The organism is Ralstonia sp. A12 (assembly GCF_000801955.1).
In the GTDB taxonomy this organism is placed as follows: domain Bacteria; phylum Pseudomonadota; class Gammaproteobacteria; order Burkholderiales; family Burkholderiaceae; genus Ralstonia.
In genome coordinates this window covers 22,068-41,411 of sequence record NZ_JSZO01000030.1, presented here as the reverse complement: position 1 = coordinate 41,411, position 19,344 = coordinate 22,068, and the positions used below count along the sequence as shown (strand labels likewise).

At 65.5% G+C, this 19,344-nt stretch carries 14 protein-coding genes; 2 read left to right on the top strand and 12 right to left on the bottom strand.

Annotation, left to right across the window (positions count from 1 at the left end):
* From PI87_RS23780 to PI87_RS29210, 8 genes are all read right to left on the bottom strand, one after another.
* Positions 1-1,176: an alginate O-acetyltransferase AlgX-related protein gene (locus PI87_RS23780; RefSeq protein WP_232314072.1), complete on the bottom strand. Its 1,176-nt coding sequence runs from the start codon at positions 1,174-1,176 to the stop codon at positions 1-3.
* Positions 1,173-2,225: an alginate O-acetyltransferase AlgX-related protein gene (locus PI87_RS23775; protein ID WP_157003216.1), complete on the bottom strand. Its 1,053-nt coding sequence runs from the start codon at positions 2,223-2,225 to the stop codon at positions 1,173-1,175. The genes PI87_RS23780 and PI87_RS23775 overlap by 4 nt, the downstream gene beginning before the upstream one ends.
* A gap of 29 nt (positions 2,226-2,254) precedes the next feature.
* The gene (locus PI87_RS23770; RefSeq protein WP_039600194.1) at positions 2,255-2,983 is read right to left on the bottom strand and encodes an alginate O-acetyltransferase AlgF; all 729 of its coding nucleotides are present in this window, start codon (positions 2,981-2,983) and stop codon (positions 2,255-2,257) included.
* 16 nt (positions 2,984-2,999) lie between these two features.
* Positions 3,000-5,531 (bottom strand): NfrA family protein, encoded by a 2,532-nt coding sequence (locus PI87_RS23765; protein ID WP_052321710.1) that lies wholly within the window; start codon positions 5,529-5,531, stop codon positions 3,000-3,002.
* On the bottom strand, positions 5,528-7,708 hold the full coding sequence (locus PI87_RS23760) for a glycosyl transferase family protein (RefSeq protein WP_052321709.1): 2,181 nt from the start codon (positions 7,706-7,708) through the stop codon (positions 5,528-5,530). The genes PI87_RS23765 and PI87_RS23760 overlap by 4 nt, the downstream gene beginning before the upstream one ends.
* Complete coding sequence (locus tag PI87_RS23755) at positions 7,705-9,876, bottom strand: cellulose biosynthesis cyclic di-GMP-binding regulatory protein BcsB (RefSeq protein WP_039600193.1); 2,172 nt, start codon at positions 9,874-9,876, stop codon at positions 7,705-7,707. Before PI87_RS23755 ends, PI87_RS23760 begins: the two co-directional genes overlap by 4 nt.
* A 57-nt stretch (positions 9,877-9,933) precedes the next feature.
* A complete protein-coding gene (gene wecB, locus PI87_RS23750) occupies positions 9,934-11,127 on the bottom strand; it encodes a non-hydrolyzing UDP-N-acetylglucosamine 2-epimerase (RefSeq protein WP_039600192.1) in 1,194 nt (397 codons plus the stop codon).
* Positions 11,128-11,507: 380 nt separating this feature from the next.
* Positions 11,508-11,660 (bottom strand): hypothetical protein, encoded by a 153-nt coding sequence (locus PI87_RS29210; RefSeq protein WP_157003215.1) that lies wholly within the window; start codon positions 11,658-11,660, stop codon positions 11,508-11,510.
* A 1,290-nt stretch (positions 11,661-12,950) separates the two neighbouring features.
* Between PI87_RS29210 and modB the strand changes: the two genes are divergently transcribed.
* Complete coding sequence (modB, locus tag PI87_RS23740) at positions 12,951-13,637, top strand: molybdate ABC transporter permease subunit (protein WP_039600190.1); 687 nt, start codon at positions 12,951-12,953, stop codon at positions 13,635-13,637.
* Positions 13,634-14,392: a sulfate/molybdate ABC transporter ATP-binding protein gene (locus PI87_RS23735; protein ID WP_232314071.1), complete on the top strand. Its 759-nt coding sequence runs from the start codon at positions 13,634-13,636 to the stop codon at positions 14,390-14,392. Before modB ends, PI87_RS23735 begins: the two co-directional genes overlap by 4 nt.
* Here PI87_RS23735 and PI87_RS23730 read toward each other — a convergent pair.
* The 4 genes from PI87_RS23730 to PI87_RS23715 all read right to left on the bottom strand — a co-directional run bounded on the left by PI87_RS23730 (position 14,389) and on the right by PI87_RS23715 (position 19,237).
* Complete coding sequence (locus PI87_RS23730) at positions 14,389-14,889, bottom strand: flavodoxin family protein (protein ID WP_039600189.1); 501 nt, start codon at positions 14,887-14,889, stop codon at positions 14,389-14,391. The genes PI87_RS23735 and PI87_RS23730 overlap by 4 nt on opposite strands.
* Before the next feature lie 5 nt (positions 14,890-14,894).
* Positions 14,895-15,707, bottom strand: coding sequence for a TOBE domain-containing protein (locus PI87_RS23725; RefSeq protein WP_039600188.1), 813 nt, complete (start codon positions 15,705-15,707; stop codon positions 14,895-14,897).
* A gap of 107 nt (positions 15,708-15,814) precedes the next feature.
* The gene (locus PI87_RS23720; protein WP_039600187.1) at positions 15,815-16,318 is read right to left on the bottom strand and encodes a DUF6622 family protein; all 504 of its coding nucleotides are present in this window, start codon (positions 16,316-16,318) and stop codon (positions 15,815-15,817) included.
* Positions 16,319-16,438: 120 nt separating this feature from the next.
* Positions 16,439-19,237, bottom strand: a complete 2,799-nt coding sequence (locus tag PI87_RS23715) for a sensor domain-containing protein (protein ID WP_039600186.1) — start codon at positions 19,235-19,237, stop codon at positions 16,439-16,441.
* Positions 19,238-19,344: the final 107 nt, after the last annotated feature.

Genomic DNA, 19,344 nt, shown 5'->3' with positions numbered 1-19,344 from the left:
TCAATGGCTTGCGCCGATAGCAGTGTTCTTCACCGGCAGGTGCAGCGCGTCTTCCGACATTTCCCACACCAGCACGCGCACGCTCTTGGGCCAGGTGGCGCGTTTGTCCCACATGGCCTGCATGGCCCGGTCGAACTGGCCATCGTCCAGGCTCACGTTCCAGACCTCGCGGCCAAGCTGTTCGCCCAGACGCCCGGCAAACTCACTGCGCCGCGAGAACGAGCTGCCTGCCAGCATGACTTCCACCGGCGGTGCGTCATCCAGCAGGCCACCCGAATGCACCACGCCGATAGTTTGCGGCGTCACCTGATCGGGCGCCGGGCGCCATGCGTCGGGCACGTCGCCCAGACCGCTCAGCGTAAGCAGATCGCCGACGCGTGGCTCCACCGGCCCCTGTTGGTGCTCGAAGCCTGCCTCGCCTCGCCCCCCCAGCAACGGCAGCACAGCTGCGCCGATCACGTTGGCAGCAGCCTGCGCGCCGCTTGCATTCCAGTGCACATCGGTGCGGAAGTACGCGGGGCTTGCCTGTTGCAACGCGGGCAGCAATTCAATGCGTGCGACACCGGCAGCGTCCAGCGCTTGTTGCCATCCAGTCAGGCGCTGCGTCATGCGGGCGTCCTGGTGCAGGCCGCATAAGGCCTGCGCCTCAACGCGTGCCTTGTCAGGCACCGTCACGACCACCAGGCGAATGCCGTCTTTGCGCAGCGCGTCGGCATAGCGGTGCAGTGTCGCGATGCGCGCATCGAGCAACGCATCGGCACCGGGCACACCCACCTGCCGCACCCGCCCGGCCGCAGCCGGGGGCGGGCGCAATCCATCGGCGTAAAAGAGCCAGCCCGGGCAACCCTCGCGCACCTGTGGCCCGAGATCGCCCAGCACGCGATAGCGCACCGCTGCCTGCCAGCGGTGCAGCATGCGGGCATACGGCACATCGATGGCACCTTCAACCTGATGGCCCAACGTACCATCACGCCATCCGCTCCAATTGAACGGCTCGCCGCTATCGGCCTGTCGCGCGAGTGCTACCACGGCCATGCCCAAACCGACAGCCAGAAGCAACGCCACCAGCCACGCCACAGCCCGATGCCAGAACGCGGACCGGTCCGGTGGCGCAGCCTCTGCCGGCGCTTCCCCTGGCAGCGCGGTTGCAGGCGAGCGTGCGAGCCCGTCGCTCATCGCGCCAGCGCCTTGTCCAGGCGAGCAAGCCATGCGTCTTCCGCCATGATCGAGGCGGCATCCCACTGCGTGGCTGCATTCGGGCCGTTCATCATCTGGCCCTCATTGAACTGCCAAACCAGCGCCTTGATCTTGCCGGACTTGAACGCAGGCGACTCCAGATAGTTCAGCAGCGTCTTCCACGGGCCAACGTTGCCGAAGGTCCAGGTCAGGCCAACGGGGGTGTCGATCGCATTCGAGAGCTTCTGCGGAAAACCAAGGTACGGCTGCACCATGCTGTTGCCGACCACCTGCACAACCGGGGGCGCGCTATCGAGCAGGTCCTTGCTGTTGCCGGCCTGACGCACGAAGAAATGGTCCTTGCCGACAGCCTTTTTCTTTTCGGGCGGCAGCAGGTCGGCCAGATCGCCGTAGCTGATTTCTTCGGTCCATTTGCCGAGCCGCGTGCCGCCACCGGTGCGCTCGGTGAACAAGCCACGTGCCTGCAGCAGCTTGGCAGTGGCAGCGGCGTTGGCCTCGGCGGCGCGGCCCGACCAGTGGTAGTCGGCGCGGATGAACGTTGTGTCGTCGGTCGGGTTGACGGTGGCAATGGCGGCTTCCGCATCCACCAGGTCGAGCCCGATCTTGCCGGCATGTGTTGCCAGTGCTGCGTAGCGGCCTTTCACTGCGGACGACAGCGTCGTGCCGTCGGGCAGCTTGTCGGCGTAGGCGCGCGCCTTGAGCGGTGCGATGACGATCACCGTGCGGATGTCGCTCGCGCTGAGCTTGTCGGCCGCCTTGCGGATGAGGTCGAGCACCTGCAGGCAGGCACCGGTGTCGTCATCGGTCAGGCTTTCCCAACCGGGGAACAGCCAGCGGTCGCGCCCTTCGATGATGGTCTGCACCTTGGTGGCAGGCGCTTGCGTGCCCAGCACAGCAAGGCTGAGAGTGGGCAACCCGGCCAGTGCACCGGCCAAGGGCGCAGCCCCCAGCGAGAACAGCACGCGGCGGCGACGGGCATCGACGGACTGACTGTTGGGGCCGAACGGCGAACGAAGCAATGCGGTCATGATGAGGCCTTCAGATTCGGTGGTGAGGTTCACTTCTTGGCGGGCGGCCAGGCAAGGTCGTCGCGCACGCCGGTGAGCACGGGCTTGGCGGCATCGCCGGCCAGGAACAGGCTGTAGCTGTCACCAGCGGCCAGCGCCGGCAGTTGCAGCGGCGCTGTGGTAGCGGTGCCGCAGCTGCCCGTCAGGCGCGCAGAAATCGGGTTGATGGCGCGCGCCTGCTGCGTGCCTGCAGGCACCTGCGCAAACACGGTCGGGCCACCATCGGCCACGGCGATCTTTCCTGCGCAGGCGCCTGCAAAGTTGTAGACGCGCAGCGTGGCGCGCATGGCATCCAAGCGCTCCTGCGGATTGGCCACGCGCGTGGCGCGCCAGCCCTGGGCTTCACGCGTAAGCACCACGGTGATGGCCTGGCCGGCCGTGGCATCGCTGGCCGATGCCGCGCCTGCTGCATCGGCGGCAGCGGCAGCAGCGGCCTGTGCGGGCTCCCGTCCGTCAACCGTCACGCGCAGCGGTGTGCCCGGCGTCACGACGCTCAGTCGCGTCGATGCGCCGGCCGCCACCGTTTGTGCAGCCTCGCTGCCGGGCAGCGTCACGCGGGCAGGTTGCGCGGCCAGGTTGACCACGCGCACATACGTGGCATTGGCAGGCGGCTGCGGACCGTACAGGCCGGCAACATCCTGCGCGGCAGCGTGCGCGGCGGCGGGCACGCCCAGCACGAGCACGGCGCCCAGCGCGCGCATCAGGTCAGTCAATGTCATGCAACGTGGCATAGGATCAATAGGAATAGATGGCGTTGAAGAACACTCCGCGGGCCCGGTCATCGCCGGCCAGCTTGAAGCGGTATTGCAAGGACAGGTCGACATACGACTGCGGTGCGTCGTACTTGCTCTCGCGGAAGACGTAACGCGTCGACACCCCCACCCCCGCGCCGATCGGCACGCTGCCGTTGACGCTGCTGTCGTAGTCCGCGCCGATGACGACGTACGGGAACACCGTCCAGCGCGAGCTGACGCGGTCAATGCGATAGGTGCGGCCTAACTCGGCGTTGGTGGTGGCGTAGTTGGTGCCGGCCTGCAGGTAGCGCCCGGCTTCTGCATAGAAGCGCCCCGTCCACCACGACGGAACGTCGATGCGGCGCTCAGTGCCGAAGCCGTCGGAATACGCGGCGCGCGCAAGCCAATCGCCGTTGGCGGCGGAACCGATCGGGATGACGCGTTCGATGGCGAAGATCGCATTCACATCGGCAAACGGTTTAACCCGCACGCCCACCGCAGCCTGCAGTGTCTGGGCGCCGCTGGCTTCACCGCCCTTGACGCCAAAGCTCTCGAAGGCGCGCGCATAGACCTCGAACATCCGGTCACCCAGCGGGCCAAATGGGCGCCAGTACCCTTCCACACCCAACTGCCACGCGTTGGCATCGCCCGGCGTGGTGGCCAGCAGCGGGCCTGATGGCATGCCGCCGCCACGGTAGCTGAGCGTCGCGTCGAAGCCCCAGTTGCGCGTGGCGTCTGCATGGGCCTCGCGCATGTCGAGCATGGCCTGCGGCGTGGGCGGTGGGTCATCGCCCTCCGGCGGCGCCAGACCCGCATCGATGGCGCTTTCCAGATGCTGAATGGCAAGCTGGTTGCGACGCGCTGCCATGGCCGAGTAAGCGGCATCGGTACGCTCGTCGATCGACAGCGGCGTGATCTTGTCAGCGCGCTCGAACAGGTCGGAAGCGGTCTGATCATCGCCTGCACGCTGCGCGATATACGCAGCGGAAAGCGGTGGCAGCGCATCGAGCAGCCCGTCGTCAACAATCGCCTTCGATTCGCGTGTTGCTGCCCGCTCCTGCTTGGCGTCAATCAGCGCGTTGACCAGATCAACGCGGTGCTGTGCGTCCTGCGGCGCGGCCTGCACAGCCTGACGGGCATACTCAAGCGCCAGCTTGGTGTCTTTTGCCTCGGTGGCGCGGGCTGCCGCCTGTGCCGGCGCGAAGCCGGCGTCTGCCGGATACAGATCGCAGTCCGATCCGAACTCACTGCTGGCACAGTCGATCACTGGGCGAGCCGCCACCGCCACGCGCTGCGTGATCGCCTCGGCAGACGGGGCCGGTGTGGCCGTTGCTGCCGACGCAGTTGCCAACTGCAGGCGCGCACTGTGTACGCGCATGGTGATGAGCGAATCCGTGTCGTCGTCGATCGGCTTGAGATTGCCGAGCATGTCGATCACGCGCTGCGGCTCGCCCTGGGCCAGCCAGATATCGGCGGCGATGGTCTGCATCGAACGCCGCACCGCCGCGGTGGCATCGGTCTGCTTGGCCGCTTGCGCCAGGTCAGCGTTGGCTGCCGCCGACTTGCCCTGTGCCGCGCGTGCGTAGCCGCGCAGCGTCCAGGCCATGATTTCCGTATCGTCGTAGGCGATAGCGTCGTCCATCGCGCGCTCCATGCCAGCGAGATCGCTCGTGGCAAGCAGCCCGTCGATGAGCTGCAGGCGGTAGTCAAAACGTGCCGGTGCATAGACGACCGCCTGACGCGCCAGCTCGATGGCACGCGCCACATCGTCTGCCCGGCCCGACTGGCGCGCATTGAGCGCCGCCTCGGCCACCTTCATGCCCAGGCCGACGCCAATGAATTCGCGGCGGATGCGCAGTGGTTCGCTGTCGCCAAACTGGCGGACGGCGGCCATGTCGGCGTCCCACGCAGCGGCGTCATCGCCAGCGGCGCTGGAGGCATCGATCAGCAACAAACGAAAACGCTTCAGGTCCGGACGCAGCACAATCACCTCGTTGGCGTACCGCACGGCGCCTGCAAAGTCCTTGGCGTTGTAGGCTTGGTAAGCGCTCTTGGCCGCTTCCAGCGCCGCGCCGGTCAGCAGTGCACCGCCCTCCTCATCCTTGGCCTGCGCGTGCCCTGCAGCGTTGGCAGGTGCCCGCAAGGCGGCAACGCGCTTGCGCTGCTCGACGAGCTGCCGGTCAGGGCCGAAACGCGCAACGGCGCCGTTGAGCACACGCCCGGCCTCCCCATATTGGCGTTGCGCTGCCAGCGCATCGGCCAGCAACAGGTGGAGTGACATGACGTCAGGACGCTGCCGAATCGCCTCACGCGCCAGTGCCACGCAACTGCTATACGCACGGCGCTTGCAGGCATCGTAGGCCTGCTGGGCAACACGATAGGCGGCACCGGCCAGCGGCAATGGCTGGGCGCCATGCGATTGCGCGTGCAGCAGCGTTGGTGCGCACAGCGCGCCCGCCAACGCAGCCATCGCCATGCGCGCCGGAATGCGTTGCTGGAATGCGCGCGCGGGTTTCACATTCAGTTGCCTCATGCCGCTGCTGCCAGCACCCCGCCCAGGCGGTGCTGCTCCTTGATCACGTCTTCCAATGCGTCGTGCGAGATCACGCCGCGGCTGACCATGTAGTCACCGATGCGGCCGTCGCGGTGCGGACTGTAGTCGCGCAGTGTGGTGTCAAATGTTTCGCGCAGAACATGGCCGCGCTCGATCAGCAGATCCCCCAGCAGCGGCACACCACGCGCTGCGGCGGCGCCATCCACATGCGCGGCCTGCGGCGCCGGTGCTGCACCGGCTTCCGCCACCTTCATGCCGCGCAGTTGGCGCAGGCCCATGGCGATCTCGCCTTCACGCACGATCTGTTGCACGACATCGCGCTGCAATTGGGCGGCCACCTGTGCGAGCTCCACATCGGGCAACGGGCTGGCCACCAGCAGCACGACACGCCCCGAGGCATCCTCACCCTGCGGCAGCACACGGTGGCGGATCACGGTCTCGAGCGGCAGCACGTCCGCATGCGCACGCAACCGCTCCAGATCAAGTGCGCCACGCTCAAGATCGGCCTGGAAGGCAATGGCCTCGGCCAGCGTTTCGTCGTCCAGCCAGCCTTTGGCCATCAGTACGCGGCCCAGGGGCGCCTGGCGGGCATGGGCGTCTTGCAGTGCCTGATCCAGGTTCTCCTGCCCGATCGCCTGCCACGTCACCAGCAGTTCGCCCAACCGCGGACGCTCGCCGCTGAAGCCGTCTTCCGACGGAAAATCGTGCATGGTCTTGTCCCATGCCAACCGCTTGCCGGTAATGAGGTGGGTGAGGAACATCTTCCACGCCCGCGATACCGCCATGAAGTTGATGAAGTTGCCGACGATCATGCGCGGCACCGACAGCACGCCGTGCTCCCATCCGTAGAGCTGCGTAACGAAGTACACGCGCTGCACCACACGCAGCGTCAGCGCAATGGCGTTGAACCACAGCAGCGTGCCCAGCCATTCGTACTTGGACAGCGGCGAGGCGATCAGCTCGGGCATCCACCCAAACTGATCGGCCACCGCAAACAGCAGAAACTGCACGATCAGCACGTAGGCCAGAATGCCAACGAACGCGGTGACAATGCCCTTGCGATCCCGCGCAAGCAGGTAGCGGTTGGCGGGGCCACCCGTCCAGCCGGTCTGCTTCCAGCCTTGCAGCCCGATGCCCAGCGCCCAGCGTGCCCGCTGCCGGTACGCCGTGCGGAAGGTATCTGGGAAGAACTCGCGCACGCACAACGGCATGGTGAGCGTGAAATCGCGCTCCGGCCCCAGCCCGAACCACGATTTGCGCCGCATGCTGAACTGCACCGGAAAGCGCGCAAAGATAGACTGCATGCCCATCTTGCCCAGCCGCGCACCCACGTCGTAGTCCTCGGTCAGGCTTTCGGTATTGAAGGGCTGGTTGTCGGTTTCGGCGGCCAGCGCGAGCAGCGCGCGCCGCGAGAAGCAGGTCCCAACGCCGGCGGACGGCACCGTGCCGGCCAGGCTTTCGCGCACCACGAGGTCCTTGCCATGCCACTCGGCAAATTCATCCATATAGGTGCCGGCCACCAGCTCGAACCAGTTGCGCTCGAGCGATGCCACGGGCAACTGGATCATGTCCTTGCGCGGCAGGAGGTAGTTGTAGAAGCGCAGCTCCAGCGGATGGAGGACGTCCTCGCTGTCGTGCAGCACCACACCGGCAAACTCGATGTTGTGGTCGCGCTCGTGCTTGAAGATCGCCTGGATGACCCAGTTCAGGCAGTCGGCCTTGCAGGTCGGGCCGTCGTGCGGCACTTCCACGCGGCGCAACTGCTTGTAGCGGCGGCGCATGCGCTCCACTTCATTGATCGTTTGCGCATCGTTCTGGTACGTGCCGACGAATACCATGTAGCTGCGGTAGTCCATCACACGCACCATGTTCTCGATCATGGCCGCGATCACGTCGTACTCCAGCCATGCCGGCACCATGATGGCGATTGGCTGCTCAGCACGGGCCTTGAGCTGCTCGGCCGTCAGCGGCGTGTACACGCGCTTGACCGTGAAGAAGCGGTAGACCTCGCGCACCCAGAACCATACGTCGATGAACAAATCGTCGAGGCTCGAAATCAGGATGAGCACCGCCACCACGATGGCCAGCAACTCCAGCCCGTGGTAGTACTGGGCCAGCAGGTGGCCCGCATACCATTGGATCGCGTCGAACGTCACGACTTCGACTGGCGACGCCGGCGTGCGATGCCCGCCACTGCCAGCAGGATCAGGAACACCAGCACCACGATGCCCGGCCCGGCCCACGACCAGAAGCTCTTGGCCAGGCGCGGACGATCTTCATCGCTGGGCAGGACTTCACCGGGGTGCAGCGTGTCGAACACGCGGGCGATGCCGTCACTGGCCACCACCGCCACGTCGCCGCGCGACAGGCGCAGCGTGGCAGGCAGCACCGGCGCCACCGGCCCGACGGTGCGATAGACCACGCCCGTCGCACTACCCGCCTTTGCCACTTGCACGATGCCGAGGTTGGTCAGGCCCGACACATCGGCCAGCAACTTGTCGGAAGTCGTCGTCAGCGTCAGGCGATCCTTCGACAGGGCAGCGCGGCCGGTCTCGTCACGCAGGGGCACATCGATTGCCAGGAAGGTGTCTTTGGGCGCCGCCGCCTCGTTGTCAGCCACCGCGGTGAGCTGGCTGCGCGTGGGCGCGATGCCGGCGGCGTTGGCCAGGCGCGCGACACGCGGCAGCGTTGCCGCTGCATCGCCCAGATAGGCGGTCGGCACCATCACATTGGCCTGCGAGGCGAAACGCGCAACCATGCCGGTGAAATCCGGGTCCAGGCTGGCGGTTTCCAGCGTCACGTGGCTACTCGGCAGCACGGCCACCGGATAGCCTTGCAGACGGGCACGGCAGCCGTCTTCGGGCGGGCGCTGAAACAGCACACGCAGCAGGTTGGATGCGCCCAGCGCGTAGCGCGGGATGCGCGCCGTGATGCGCTGCACGCGGCCGTCCTGCTTGAGCAATTCCGAGCCGATCAGCATGCCGTTGAAATAGACCGACGCGACCTGGCCGCCCACACTGGCCGACGGCGCGGCCGCAATGTCGAGCACCACTTCGCCCGGCAGCTTGCCCTGTCCCGAGACGGTGCTCAGGTCAAAGCTGGCATCCCACGTCGCACGCCCCAGCACCTCCATCGTCCGGGGCTCGCCGCCCAGCAGCGACAGCGCGACCTTGTCACCGTATGCGTGCGGCGCGCCTTCCAACTGGTGCACCACGATGCGGTTGGACGTGTCGATCGGACGCCACGCTGCGGCCAGTGCCGCTACCCCGCCAACATCGCCCGTCACGATCACAACCTGCCCCGGCAGATGGGCGAGCCGCACTTCGCCTGCCGTCAGCGGCTCGGTGATTGGCGCCCAGGTCTGCACACGCCACTGGTCAAACGCTGCAACAGCCGGCGCGGATACCGCAGCAACCTGCGCGCGCAGTGCATCCAGCGATGTCTTCAGGCCCTCGCGCAATGCGTCATCCACCACCACGATGTCCGGTGCGAATGCCGAGCGCGACGCGAGCAACACAAACGCCCCAGCCTCTGCCGGGCTGGCCAGCTTGTGCTGGCCACCGGCAGCCAGCGCAGCAAATGCCGGCACGGCCTGCAGCGCCTTGGGCACGCTCACCCCGGTCAGGTCAACCGTATCGCCCGCCACGGGCCATGCACGCACGGCCGGGCGCTTGTTCTCTGCCTGGAGCAGCGCGATCGTCCGCCAGCTCACGTCATAGGCGGGTGCGCCCACCTTGTTTGCGCTCAGCGCAACCGTCGGTGCCGTCGGCAATGCACTCCACGCGGTGCGCAGATCCTTCACCGCAGCCGGGTCAAAGCGATATGTCAGCCGCGACGTGGGAGCGATACGCAGCACGTTGCCGATGGCGGTCTGGTCGGTACAGATGGTGTCGTTGATGATGGACGACCACTGCAGCCCCAGACGGACAAAACCGGTAGGCCGCGGGCCGCCATCCACACCCAGGCTGGCCGCCGCGTCGCCCTGAAACTGGGTAAAGCCGCGCGCCAGCACCGGCGCGCCGTCCAGCGACACCAGCATGGTGGTGCGGCCGCCATCTGCACGCATGTAGTCACCATCCAGCTGGAGCGTTGCGTCAGAGATCGGCAGGTTGGCCGGCACCGGCAGGTACAGCTCGCGGATGGCATCCGGCGCCTGCAGCACCAGCGGCTCGCGCACGCCCACGTCTGCCAGCGACAGGCTGCGCGCCACGACGCGCCCTTGCGAAAGCTGGGCCAGTGCCGCGCCAAGGTCATCGGGCGCAGCCTGAGCACCGCCCGCAACCAGCAAGGCAACCGCAAATGTCGCCGCCCAAGCGCGTGTCATGCAGCGAAAAGAACGTTCAGAATTCACGTCGATAGTCTCGCAATGATGGATGGCGCCTTATCGCAGCAAAGGCTCGCGGGCAGTTGCACCAACAGAGATGCGTCCGGGCCCGTCAGGATTGAATTCATGGAACGGCTGCCCCGTCAGTGCCGCCACGATGCGTGCCGATGCATGGCCATCGCCGTAGGGGTTGGAGCGGCCAGAGAAGGTCTCGCCGATTGCCAGGTACTCCAGCACCGTGCGCGTTTCCCGCACAATCGTTTCGCGCTGGGTGCCGACCAGGCGCACCGTGCCGGCCGCGATCGCTTCGGGGCGTTCGGTCACGTCGCGCATCACCAGCACCGGTTTGCCCAGCGCCGGAGCCTCTTCCTGGATGCCGCCCGAGTCAGTAAGAATGACGGCCGATCGCTGCATCAGGCGCACGAAGGTCAGGTAGTCCAGCGGCTCGATCAGATGCACGTTGGGCTCGCCGCTGAGCGCCTGCCGGACCGGCCCGCTAACGTTGGGGTTGAGGTGCACGGGATAGACGATCTGCGCGACGTTGCTGCGCGCAAGATCGCCTAGCGCGGCGATGATTTCGGCAAAGCCCGCACCGAAGTTCTCCCGGCGGTGGCCCGTCACCAGCACCACCGGCTGCTGCGGATCAAGAAACGCCAGCGTCTGATCGAGCTGCACACGCAGCGCAGCGTCCGCGTCGATGCGCGCGGCGCTCAGATAGAGCGCGTCGATCACGGTGTTGCCCGTCACGATGATGCGGCCCGCCAACGACTCAGCCAGCAGATTGGTCCGCGAGCTGTCGGTTGGCGCGAACATCAGGTCGCTCATCACGTCGATCACCCGGCGGTTCATCTCTTCAGGCCACGGCTGCGCGAGGTTTCCGGTGCGCAAACCGGCCTCCACGTGTCCAACCGGGATCTGCCGGTGGAAGGCGGCCAGCGCAGCGGCGCAGGCCGTAGTGGTATCGCCGTGTACCAGCACGCGGTCCGGCTGTTCACTGGCGAGCACTTCGTCGATCGAGACAATCAGCCGCGACGCCAGCCCGTTAAGCGTCTGGTTACCCGTCATCAGCGCGAGGTCGTGATGCGGCCGGACGCCAAACAGATCAAGCACTTGCGACAACATGGTGCGGTGTTGGCCGGTCACGCAGACGATGGATTCCACGCCGGCCGTCGACTCGAGCTGCTTGACGACCGGTGCCATCTTGATGGCCTCAGGGCGCGTGCCGAAAATGGAAAGGATCTTGGTTGGCATCAGGATTCGTTCTCTTACAAATGCACCGCTGCGGCCGACAACGACCACGAAGCGAAGCAGCCACACGGTTCACGATCCAAGCCGGGCGCGACATTACAGGGCGCTAGCGTTTGCGTGCAACGCCAGCTGTGGCCGCCCGGCTCACGAGGACTTCAGCAGAAAGGTGGAGTGCAGACGTGCAGGCATCGCCCGCAAGCGCGCGTTGCGCCGATCACCCATCCGAAATGCTTGGCCCGACCACTAATCGATCGGTTGACTCGGCCACGCACAACTCGCCGTGCAGCGCCCGGGCAAACACGCCATGCCGGGCACGCAAGGACGCGCGGCCAAGTCAATGCCGGAAGACAGCGCCCCCGGGCCTGGAAAACGGCGTCTGAGAATCAGGTCGGGCCGAACAGGACGTTGACCCGCGTGCCATGGCGGCACAGGTGGTGTGTCGGCAAACGGGACAGCGTCCCGCTCTGCGTGATGGAAGTGAGCGTCGCGATCCCTCGCAGGGCATGCTCGCGCGTCACCATAATGCGTTGTTTCATAACTTCCCCGTCACCAATAGATACAGACCAACATCGTCCGACCACCAACTCAAGGCTTAAACCTTCTTATTGATTGGATTACTTATTTTTATTGTCACCATACCCCCCAGCTGTCTGTGCAACAGCCCGCTTCGGCGGGTACAGCGATGCGCATACTAGCGCAAGATTTCCTGATACGTGCCCACCAACCGTAGGGAACGCTGGCTTTCCAACAATTGTTAATTATTGGGTTAGCGTTTCTTCACAAGCCGTTGATACTGGTTTGATGACGAAATCACCGGTATATGAGGGAGTGCCCAGAAAATCTACTCGACTGCAATGACCACTGAAACAAAACCGCAGCCATTACCACCTGCTCGCCCCTGAAACCGATATCCGCGTCATTTAGCCGCAATCTGATACTTAATACCCAGGCAAACACCCGCGGCGGCACGATACCGGCAAGCACAGCAGCCTGCTGCAGCGCCTGCTTGCGCGGCCCGTAACGCTGACGAGCAGCGCCATCTTGTGCGCTTCGGTGCATGCCTCACTCAGGATAGACAAGGGGGTCAGCTCAGGACCGGCGCCGTATATGCCCCAACATTCGGGCAAATGAACAATACAAGGCATAAGCAGCATGCAGGCACCCGTTTTTTCGGCATAGCGCCCGCTCCACCGCCACGCATTATTCCAAACAAAACAACGGATCTGGATAACGCCTCTTTTCCGGCCCTATGCAGTCTGCGGAAATTTTTTAAAAATGCTAAGACGCGAAGCAATTGCCAACACCCCACAATCGGGCCTGTGCTGCCGCCGCAGCCGTGCCACCGATGAGGCTACACGCCCTGCCTCTCTTCATTTCAATGGTGCTGAAACAGATTGAATTTTACAGGAATGCCAATACGATATCAGCCCGCCAATACCACCCATTCGGGGGGCTATCGATTCAAATAGCTTTGATTGAAAGACATCTTCTTTTGATTGAGCGGCATTTCGCATTGGCAGCCCGCAACTGAGGCGCGATGCTCGGACAACACCGCGCACGCACCCTGCCTCACCGCGAGTCCGGACAACCAGCCGCACGACAACTTACCGAAGTGCAGCCAGAGCCACACAGCCGATGGCAGCCAGCAGATTTGGCATCGCTCCGCCCGCCACCTCATCCCTGGCCAGGAGTATTTCCCGTGCCCCATGTGCGGAATCAAGCGCAATGGATTGACCCGTCGTTATAACCAACCCTATATTTCGCTAGAAACGCGCATATTGGCACCCATCCGCCAGCCAAATGCCTCTGGCACACCACGCATCCGCATGACCGATTCTGTCTGGACGCCCCTGCTGCTCTCATTGAAAGTGGCCGGCTGGGCGACCGTCCTCAACCTCGTACTGGGCGTGGCCGCCGCCTACGCGCTGGCGCGCACGCGCAGCCGCCTGCGTGACCTGATCGACTCTGTACTGACCCTGCCGCTGGTATTGCCGCCAACGGTGCTGGGGTACTACCTGCTGGTGCTGCTGGGCAGACGCGGCACGATCGGCGGGTGGCTGGACAGCATGGGCATCCAGCTTGTCTTCACTTGGCAAGGCGCGGTCATTGCCTCCACAGTGGTGGCTTTCCCGCTGGTCATGAAGTCGGCACGCGCCGCCTTTGAAGGCGTGGATCACCAACTGGAAAATGCAGCACGCGTGCTCGGCCTACCCGAGGCGGCCGTGTTCTTTCGCGTGACCCTGCCGCTGGCTGCACGTGGCATCGCCGCCGGGGTCTTGCTGGCGTTTGCACGCGCACTGGGTGAATTTGGCGCCACGCTGATGATTGCCGGCAACCTGCCCGGCCGCACCCAGACGCTGTCGGTCGCCATCTACGAAGCCGTACAGGCCGGGGATGACGCTACCGCCAACACGCTCGTGCTGATCACCTCGCTCACCTGCATTGTGGTGCTGGTGGTGGCCAGCCGCCTGCTGCAAGGCCGTGCGCCCAGCCTGCAGGAGCAGCCGGCATGAGCGCAAACCAAGCTGCGATGGTGGATCTCGTCGTACAGAAAACGCTGACCAGCGCGGCGCGCGTGTTCTCGCTGGACATTGCCGTGCGCTCCGACAGCCGGCGCGTGGTGCTCTACGGCCCATCGGGCGCCGGCAAGAGCCTCACCATGCGCGCCATCGCCGGTTTGATGACGCCAGACCGGGGCCGCATCGTATTGAACGGCCGCACACTGTTCAACCATACAGATGGCGTCAGCCTCAGCACGCAAGAGCGCCGCGTCGGTTACCTCTTCCAGGACTACGCCCTCTTCAACTACCTGACGGTGGCGCAGAACATCGCCTTCGGGCTCAAGCGCGGGTGGTTCAACCCGCCGCGCCGCCAGCACGACGCGCGGGTGCGGCAGTGGATCGAGACCTTCGAACTGGAAGCGGTGGCCGCCAACTATCCGACGCAGATTTCCGGCGGACAGCGGCAGCGCGTGGCACTGGCCCGTGCGCTGATCGCCGAGCCCTCCATGCTGCTGCTCGATGAGCCCTTTGCCGCGCTGGACCCGGCATTGCGCACGCGCATGCGCTCGGAGTTGTCAGCGCTGCAGCGGCGGCTGGATGTGCCGATGCTGATGATCACGCACGACCCGGCGGACGTTGAGATCTTCGGCGACCACGTGTTCGAGCTGCGTGATGGCCGTGTCGTGGCAGACGCGGTGCGTGCACCCGATACGGCTCCCCTGTCACCGCATCCGCACCTGACAGCGGTGGCGAACCGCTCGGCCTAGAACACGCCCAGCGCCAACCCTGTCGCCATCGCCTCGCCAAGCGAGCGGCAGCGCTCAAGATCCTGCGTGCCGATCTGCTTGGTTGCCAGGATGGCTTCCGGCGTCTGCGCATGGGTACATACGATGATCGGCTCGGCCACGGGCTTGAGCCGCCAGCCTGTAGCAATGCGTTCGATCTGTCGCACCGCGTTCTGGCCATCGCTGCCCGCGCAGATGAGACATGCGTATGGGCGGCCGTTGATGCGGTCCAGCGCCGGGTAATAGCAGCGATCGAAAAAATCCTTGAGCTGTCCGCTGATGGCGGCGAGGTTTTCCGGCGTGGCGAACAGATAGCCGTCTGCCGCGAGCACGTCATCGGGGCCGGCTTGCGCTGCGTGGAGCAGGCGCACGACAACGCTGCCCTCTTCTGCTGCGCCGGCCTGCGCGGCCTCGGCCATCTGCCGGGTGCCGCCCGTCATCGAGTGATAGACGATCAGCAGCGTCTTGGATGCAGCCATGAAGCTCAGGCCAACCCCAGGATCACGCTCGATGCCTCGAACACGGCCACGGCTTCCACACCCTCGGCCAGGGCCAGCGTGTCGACAGCCGTGCGCGAAAGCATGGCCACCAGGACCGTTTCCCCCGCCGACCCGGCATTCGTATCCAGCAGACGCAGGCGCACCTCGGCCTGCACCGCGCCGTCACGAATCTCCGTCACCACGCATGGCAACTGGTTTTCCGCTGAGACCCGCCACTCACCGGATCCGCGCAGCAGCATCACCGCCGGCGCCTTGATGAGCGCGACGGCCTGCACACCGGGCGCCAGCCCCAGCGTTTGCGTGCTTTCCTGCGTAATGGTGGCCACCACGGCCTGGCCACCTGGCAAGCGCAGCGTGACGGCATCGTTGACGGCGCCGGAGGCCACGGACTCCACTGTGCCGAACAGCGTGTTGCGCGCGCTCGTGCGCAGCATCAGGCGGCGCAGCAAGGTGGCGTCTTCGCGGGCGGCCTGGGCGGCCGCATCCAGACGCTCCACAAAGCGCCGGTGCTCCGCTTCCAGCATGCGAAAGCTGTCGATCAACCGCTGCGCGCGCGGCGTGAGCACGCTGCCACCGCCGCCCTTGCCGCCCGTGGTGCGCACCACCAGCGGCTCGCCGGCCAGGTTGTTCATGGTGTCGATGGCGTCCCACGCGGCCTTGTAGGAAAGGCCCACGGCCTTGGCACCCGCCGTGATGGAGCCTGTCTGCCCAATGGCGGACAGCAGTTCGATGCGGCCGTGTCCGCCCCAGTTGTCTTCACCGGCGCGCAGCCAGATGGTGCCGTCGAGTTCCAGCATGTCGTCTCGTATTGGATGGAGATTGCAACATGCGGATGTTAACGCCGATTCGGGTCACATCGCGCCGATCGGAGGGCAGATCGGCGCATCGACCGGCGGGGGTGAACTCAAGCCGCCATCAAGCGCGGCGTGCGCACATGCAGCAGCACCGAGCGCGAGAGCAGCAGCCCGCCCAGGAACCCGAACAGCGCGCTGAACAGCGTCATGAAACTGGCCGATTGCAGAACGTCCGGATGGATCGCCAGCATCACGTTGTAGGCGTAGCGTGCGGTGAACAGGCTCAGGATCACCACCATCGGCACCCAACTGCCGGGCACGCGCACTGTGGCAGCCGATTCGGAGACGGCGCCGCTGGGCGGCACCAAACGCGTCAGCAGGAAAGCTGCCGCGATGGCCGTCAGCCACGCCACCAGTGCGAGTGCGCTGCCGTGGCTCGCCATCACGACACCGTAGAACGAGTACATAGCCACCACCACCGGCAGCACGATCAGGCGGCGGCGCGATACCACGCGCGGCTGCGTCTGGCGCAAGCCAAGCGCGATCAGCATGGCAAACACCACGAACACCCAGGCGGGCGTATGCGACACGATGGAGGTGATCGATTCAGGCATGGCGGTCTCCCTGTTGGAATGACCCCAGCTTAGGCGCCGCCTCCCGCACATAGGAGCGGTTTGCGACGAATGGCAGAAAGGCTGGTGCGAACGGTCAGCCTAGGCGTTCAGCCCACGCAGTCAGCCCAATGCGGCGCGCACGCCGGCGTCCACCACCGAGAGGTGCGCCCGCAGCAGCCGATCGAAACCGTCCGCGGTGACGGGCTTGCCGATGTAGTAGCCCTGGATCTCCTGGCAGCCCGCCTTGGCGAGGAACTCCACCTGATCGGCATCTTCCACGCCTTCGGCGGTGACGGTCATGCCCAGAGCGCGTGCCATGGCCACGATGGCCTCGGTCAACGCAACGGAATCCGGGTCACCCGGAATGCCCGTGATGAACGAGCGGTCGATCTTGACGTTGCTGATCGGGAAACGCTGCAGATACGACAGCGACGAATACCCCGTACCAAAATCATCGATGGAAATGCGGATGCCCTGCGCGGTGAGCGCATCGAACATCGGGCGGACTTCATCTGCGCCGCCCATCAGCAGGCTTTCGGTAATTTCCACTTCCAGCGCGGTGGGCGGCAGACCGGTCTCGGCCAGCGTCTGCTCGATCATGGGCACCACATCACCGGCCTGGAACTGGCGCGCCGACAGGTTGACTGCCATGCGAAAGTCATAGCCCAGCGCTTCGTACCACGTCACGGCCTGTTCGCATGCGCGGCGCAACACCCATTCGCCGATCGGCACGATCAGGCCGGTCTCTTCGGCCACCGGAATGAACTCGACCGGCGAGATGGCACCCAGCTTGGCGCTGTTCCAGCGCAGCAGCGCCTCGGCACCGACGATGCGGTGGCTGGCCAGGTCGTACTTGGGCTGATAGACGAGCTGCAGCTCGTTGTTCTCGAGCGCATCGCGCAGCGCGTTCTCCAGCAGGTAACGGCGCTGCAGGCGGGCGTTGAGTTCAGCGGTGTAGAACTGCGCACGGTTGCGGCCATTCTGCTTGGCGCGGTACATGGCGGCATCAGCCGAGCGCAACAGGTCGGAGCCCGAAATCCCATCGTGCGGATACAGCGCCACCCCCACCGACACGCCCAGGTAATAGCGCCCGTTGACGGTGTCGAACGGCTCGCGCATGGTCTGCAGCAAACGTTCCGCCAGCAGCGCGATACGCTTACCTTCAACGCGTTGCTCGATCAGGATGACGAACTCGTCGCCACCCAGGCGGGCAATCACGTCGCCGGGGCCAATGCAATCGGTCAGGCGCGCGGCAGCGCTCTGCAACAGCGTGTCGCCGCAGGCATGGCCGGCGGTATCGTTCACGCTCTTGAAACGGTCCAGATCCAGGAAGAACAGCGCAAGCTCGCGGCTCTCGTCACGCGCGCGCTCGATGGCGCTTTCCAGATGCGCGATGAAGAAACTGCGGTTGGTCAGACCCGTGAGCGCATCGTGCGCAGCAAGATGGCGCAGGCGCTGCTCGGCGCGCTTGATGTCGGTGATATCGGCGAACGACAGCATGATGCTGCTGGGCATCGGCTCGCCATGACGGCGGATCGGGATGATGTTCTCGCGAATCCAGATCAGTTCGCCGGTCTTGAGCAGGAGCCCATAGACCCGCCCCAGGATCGGCTCGCCGCTACGCTTCACGAGCTGCGAAGGCAGGACATCGTGCGCGACCTCGTTGCCGTCCTCGTCAATCACGCGTTGCAGCGGGTCCAGCCGGTTGCGGCCAACCAACTGCCCGGCACGCACGCGCAGGATGCGCTCGGCGCTGGCGTTGGCGGCCAGCACCACACCGTCCGGGTTCTGGATCAGCACCCCTTCGTTCAGGTGCGTGATAGCTAGGCGATAACGCTCTTCGCTCTCGGCCAGGCCGCGCTCGATGGTGTCTTTCTGGATGGCGACGCCGGCCAGGTGGGTCACGTCATCGAGGAAATTCAGTTCTTCTTCGCTGGGCAGGCCAGGCTGTCGGTAGAACAGCGTAAGCGCGCCCAGCTTGTCGCCACGCGACGAGCGGATCGGCAAAGCCCAGGCCGCCGCAAAACCCGCAGCCAGTGCTGCAGTACGTTCGTGCTGCCAGCGCGGGTCGGTTGCGATATCGCCAATAAGGGCCGCATTGCCCAGGTAGACCGCGCAACCGCATGCACCGGCATCGGGGCCGACGGGCGAATTCTCCAGCGTAGCCGCGTAGGCCGCTGGCAACGTGGGCGCGGCTGCAACGCGCAGGCTCTGGCTCTCGTCCGGGTTGTCGGTATCCAGCAGCAGCACTGCCGCCATGGCATTCGGGTAGACCTGCTCGACGTACAGGCACAAGTGGCGTAGCACCGTCGACAGCGTCGCATTGGAAGCGAGTTGCGCGAGCACGGCGTTCTCCGAAGCAAGCAGACGACGCGCTTGCAAGGCTTCGGCACGGGCCTGTACGGCATGACGCTCCAGCGCGTGGCGCGACCCCGCTTCACGCAGCACCAGCATCACGGCCGGCTGGCCTTCGTGCTCGCAGGCTGCAGCTTCGCTGGCAACCAGCACATGGGTGTAGTCGGCACGCACCAGGCGATGCTCGACGGGTTGTGCAGGCAGGCCGCCGCTCACCATGCGCGCCAGACGCGGCACGGCCTGACCAACATCATCCGGATGGATCAGGCCGGCAAGCTGAGCGCCCTCAAGCTGCTCCGGCGCTTGCGCATTCATCAAGCGCGCGGCGGCGGGGTTGGCACGCACGACGCGCCCTTCCATCGTCAGCAGCACCGCATCGGACGACAGGCGCGCCAGCGCATCGAAATCCGTACCCATGGCCTGCTCCCCGGCTACAGCAGCCTGGGGCTCGGTCACGGTCTGCGCCGCAGGCACAGGCGCCGTCGCCGGACGTGGCATGGCTTCCAGGGCCGGCTCAGCGTCAACAGGAAGGGCTCCGGCATCGGCCGGATGGGAACGGGTCATCGGGGATACGGTTGCTTGGTCAGCGACTGCGACAGGAGATGCAGCCTACACGCGTTTCGACCCTATCCACAACGGCACGCCGGCGGAAAACTGAAGAGCGCTCTGCG

Bases quoted from the DNA above. Each gene is read 5' to 3' on its own strand.
- PI87_RS23735 (WP_232314071.1), top strand. From the start codon at position 13,634: ATGAGCGCAAACCAAGCTGCGATGGTGGATCTCGTCGTACAGAAAACG.
- PI87_RS23770 (WP_039600194.1), bottom strand. From the start codon at position 2,983: ATGACATTGACTGACCTGATGCGCGCGCTGGGCGCCGTGCTCGTGCTG.
- PI87_RS23725 (WP_039600188.1), bottom strand. From the start codon at position 15,707: ATGCTGGAACTCGACGGCACCATCTGGCTGCGCGCCGGTGAAGACAAC.
- PI87_RS23775 (WP_157003216.1), bottom strand. From the start codon at position 2,225: ATGACCGCATTGCTTCGTTCGCCGTTCGGCCCCAACAGTCAGTCCGTC.
- PI87_RS23765 (WP_052321710.1), bottom strand. From the start codon at position 5,531: ATGAGGCAACTGAATGTGAAACCCGCGCGCGCATTCCAGCAACGCATT.
- PI87_RS23720 (WP_039600187.1), bottom strand. From the start codon at position 16,318: ATGCCTGAATCGATCACCTCCATCGTGTCGCATACGCCCGCCTGGGTG.
- PI87_RS23730 (WP_039600189.1), bottom strand. From the start codon at position 14,889: ATGGCTGCATCCAAGACGCTGCTGATCGTCTATCACTCGATGACGGGC.
- PI87_RS23715 (WP_039600186.1), bottom strand. From the start codon at position 19,237: ATGACCCGTTCCCATCCGGCCGATGCCGGAGCCCTTCCTGTTGACGCT.
- PI87_RS23755 (WP_039600193.1), bottom strand. From the start codon at position 9,876: ATGACACGCGCTTGGGCGGCGACATTTGCGGTTGCCTTGCTGGTTGCG.
- modB (WP_039600190.1), top strand. From the start codon at position 12,951: ATGACCGATTCTGTCTGGACGCCCCTGCTGCTCTCATTGAAAGTGGCC.
- PI87_RS23780 (WP_232314072.1), bottom strand. From the start codon at position 1,176: ATGAGCGACGGGCTCGCACGCTCGCCTGCAACCGCGCTGCCAGGGGAA.
- PI87_RS29210 (WP_157003215.1), bottom strand. From the start codon at position 11,660: ATGAAACAACGCATTATGGTGACGCGCGAGCATGCCCTGCGAGGGATC.
- wecB (WP_039600192.1), bottom strand. From the start codon at position 11,127: ATGCCAACCAAGATCCTTTCCATTTTCGGCACGCGCCCTGAGGCCATC.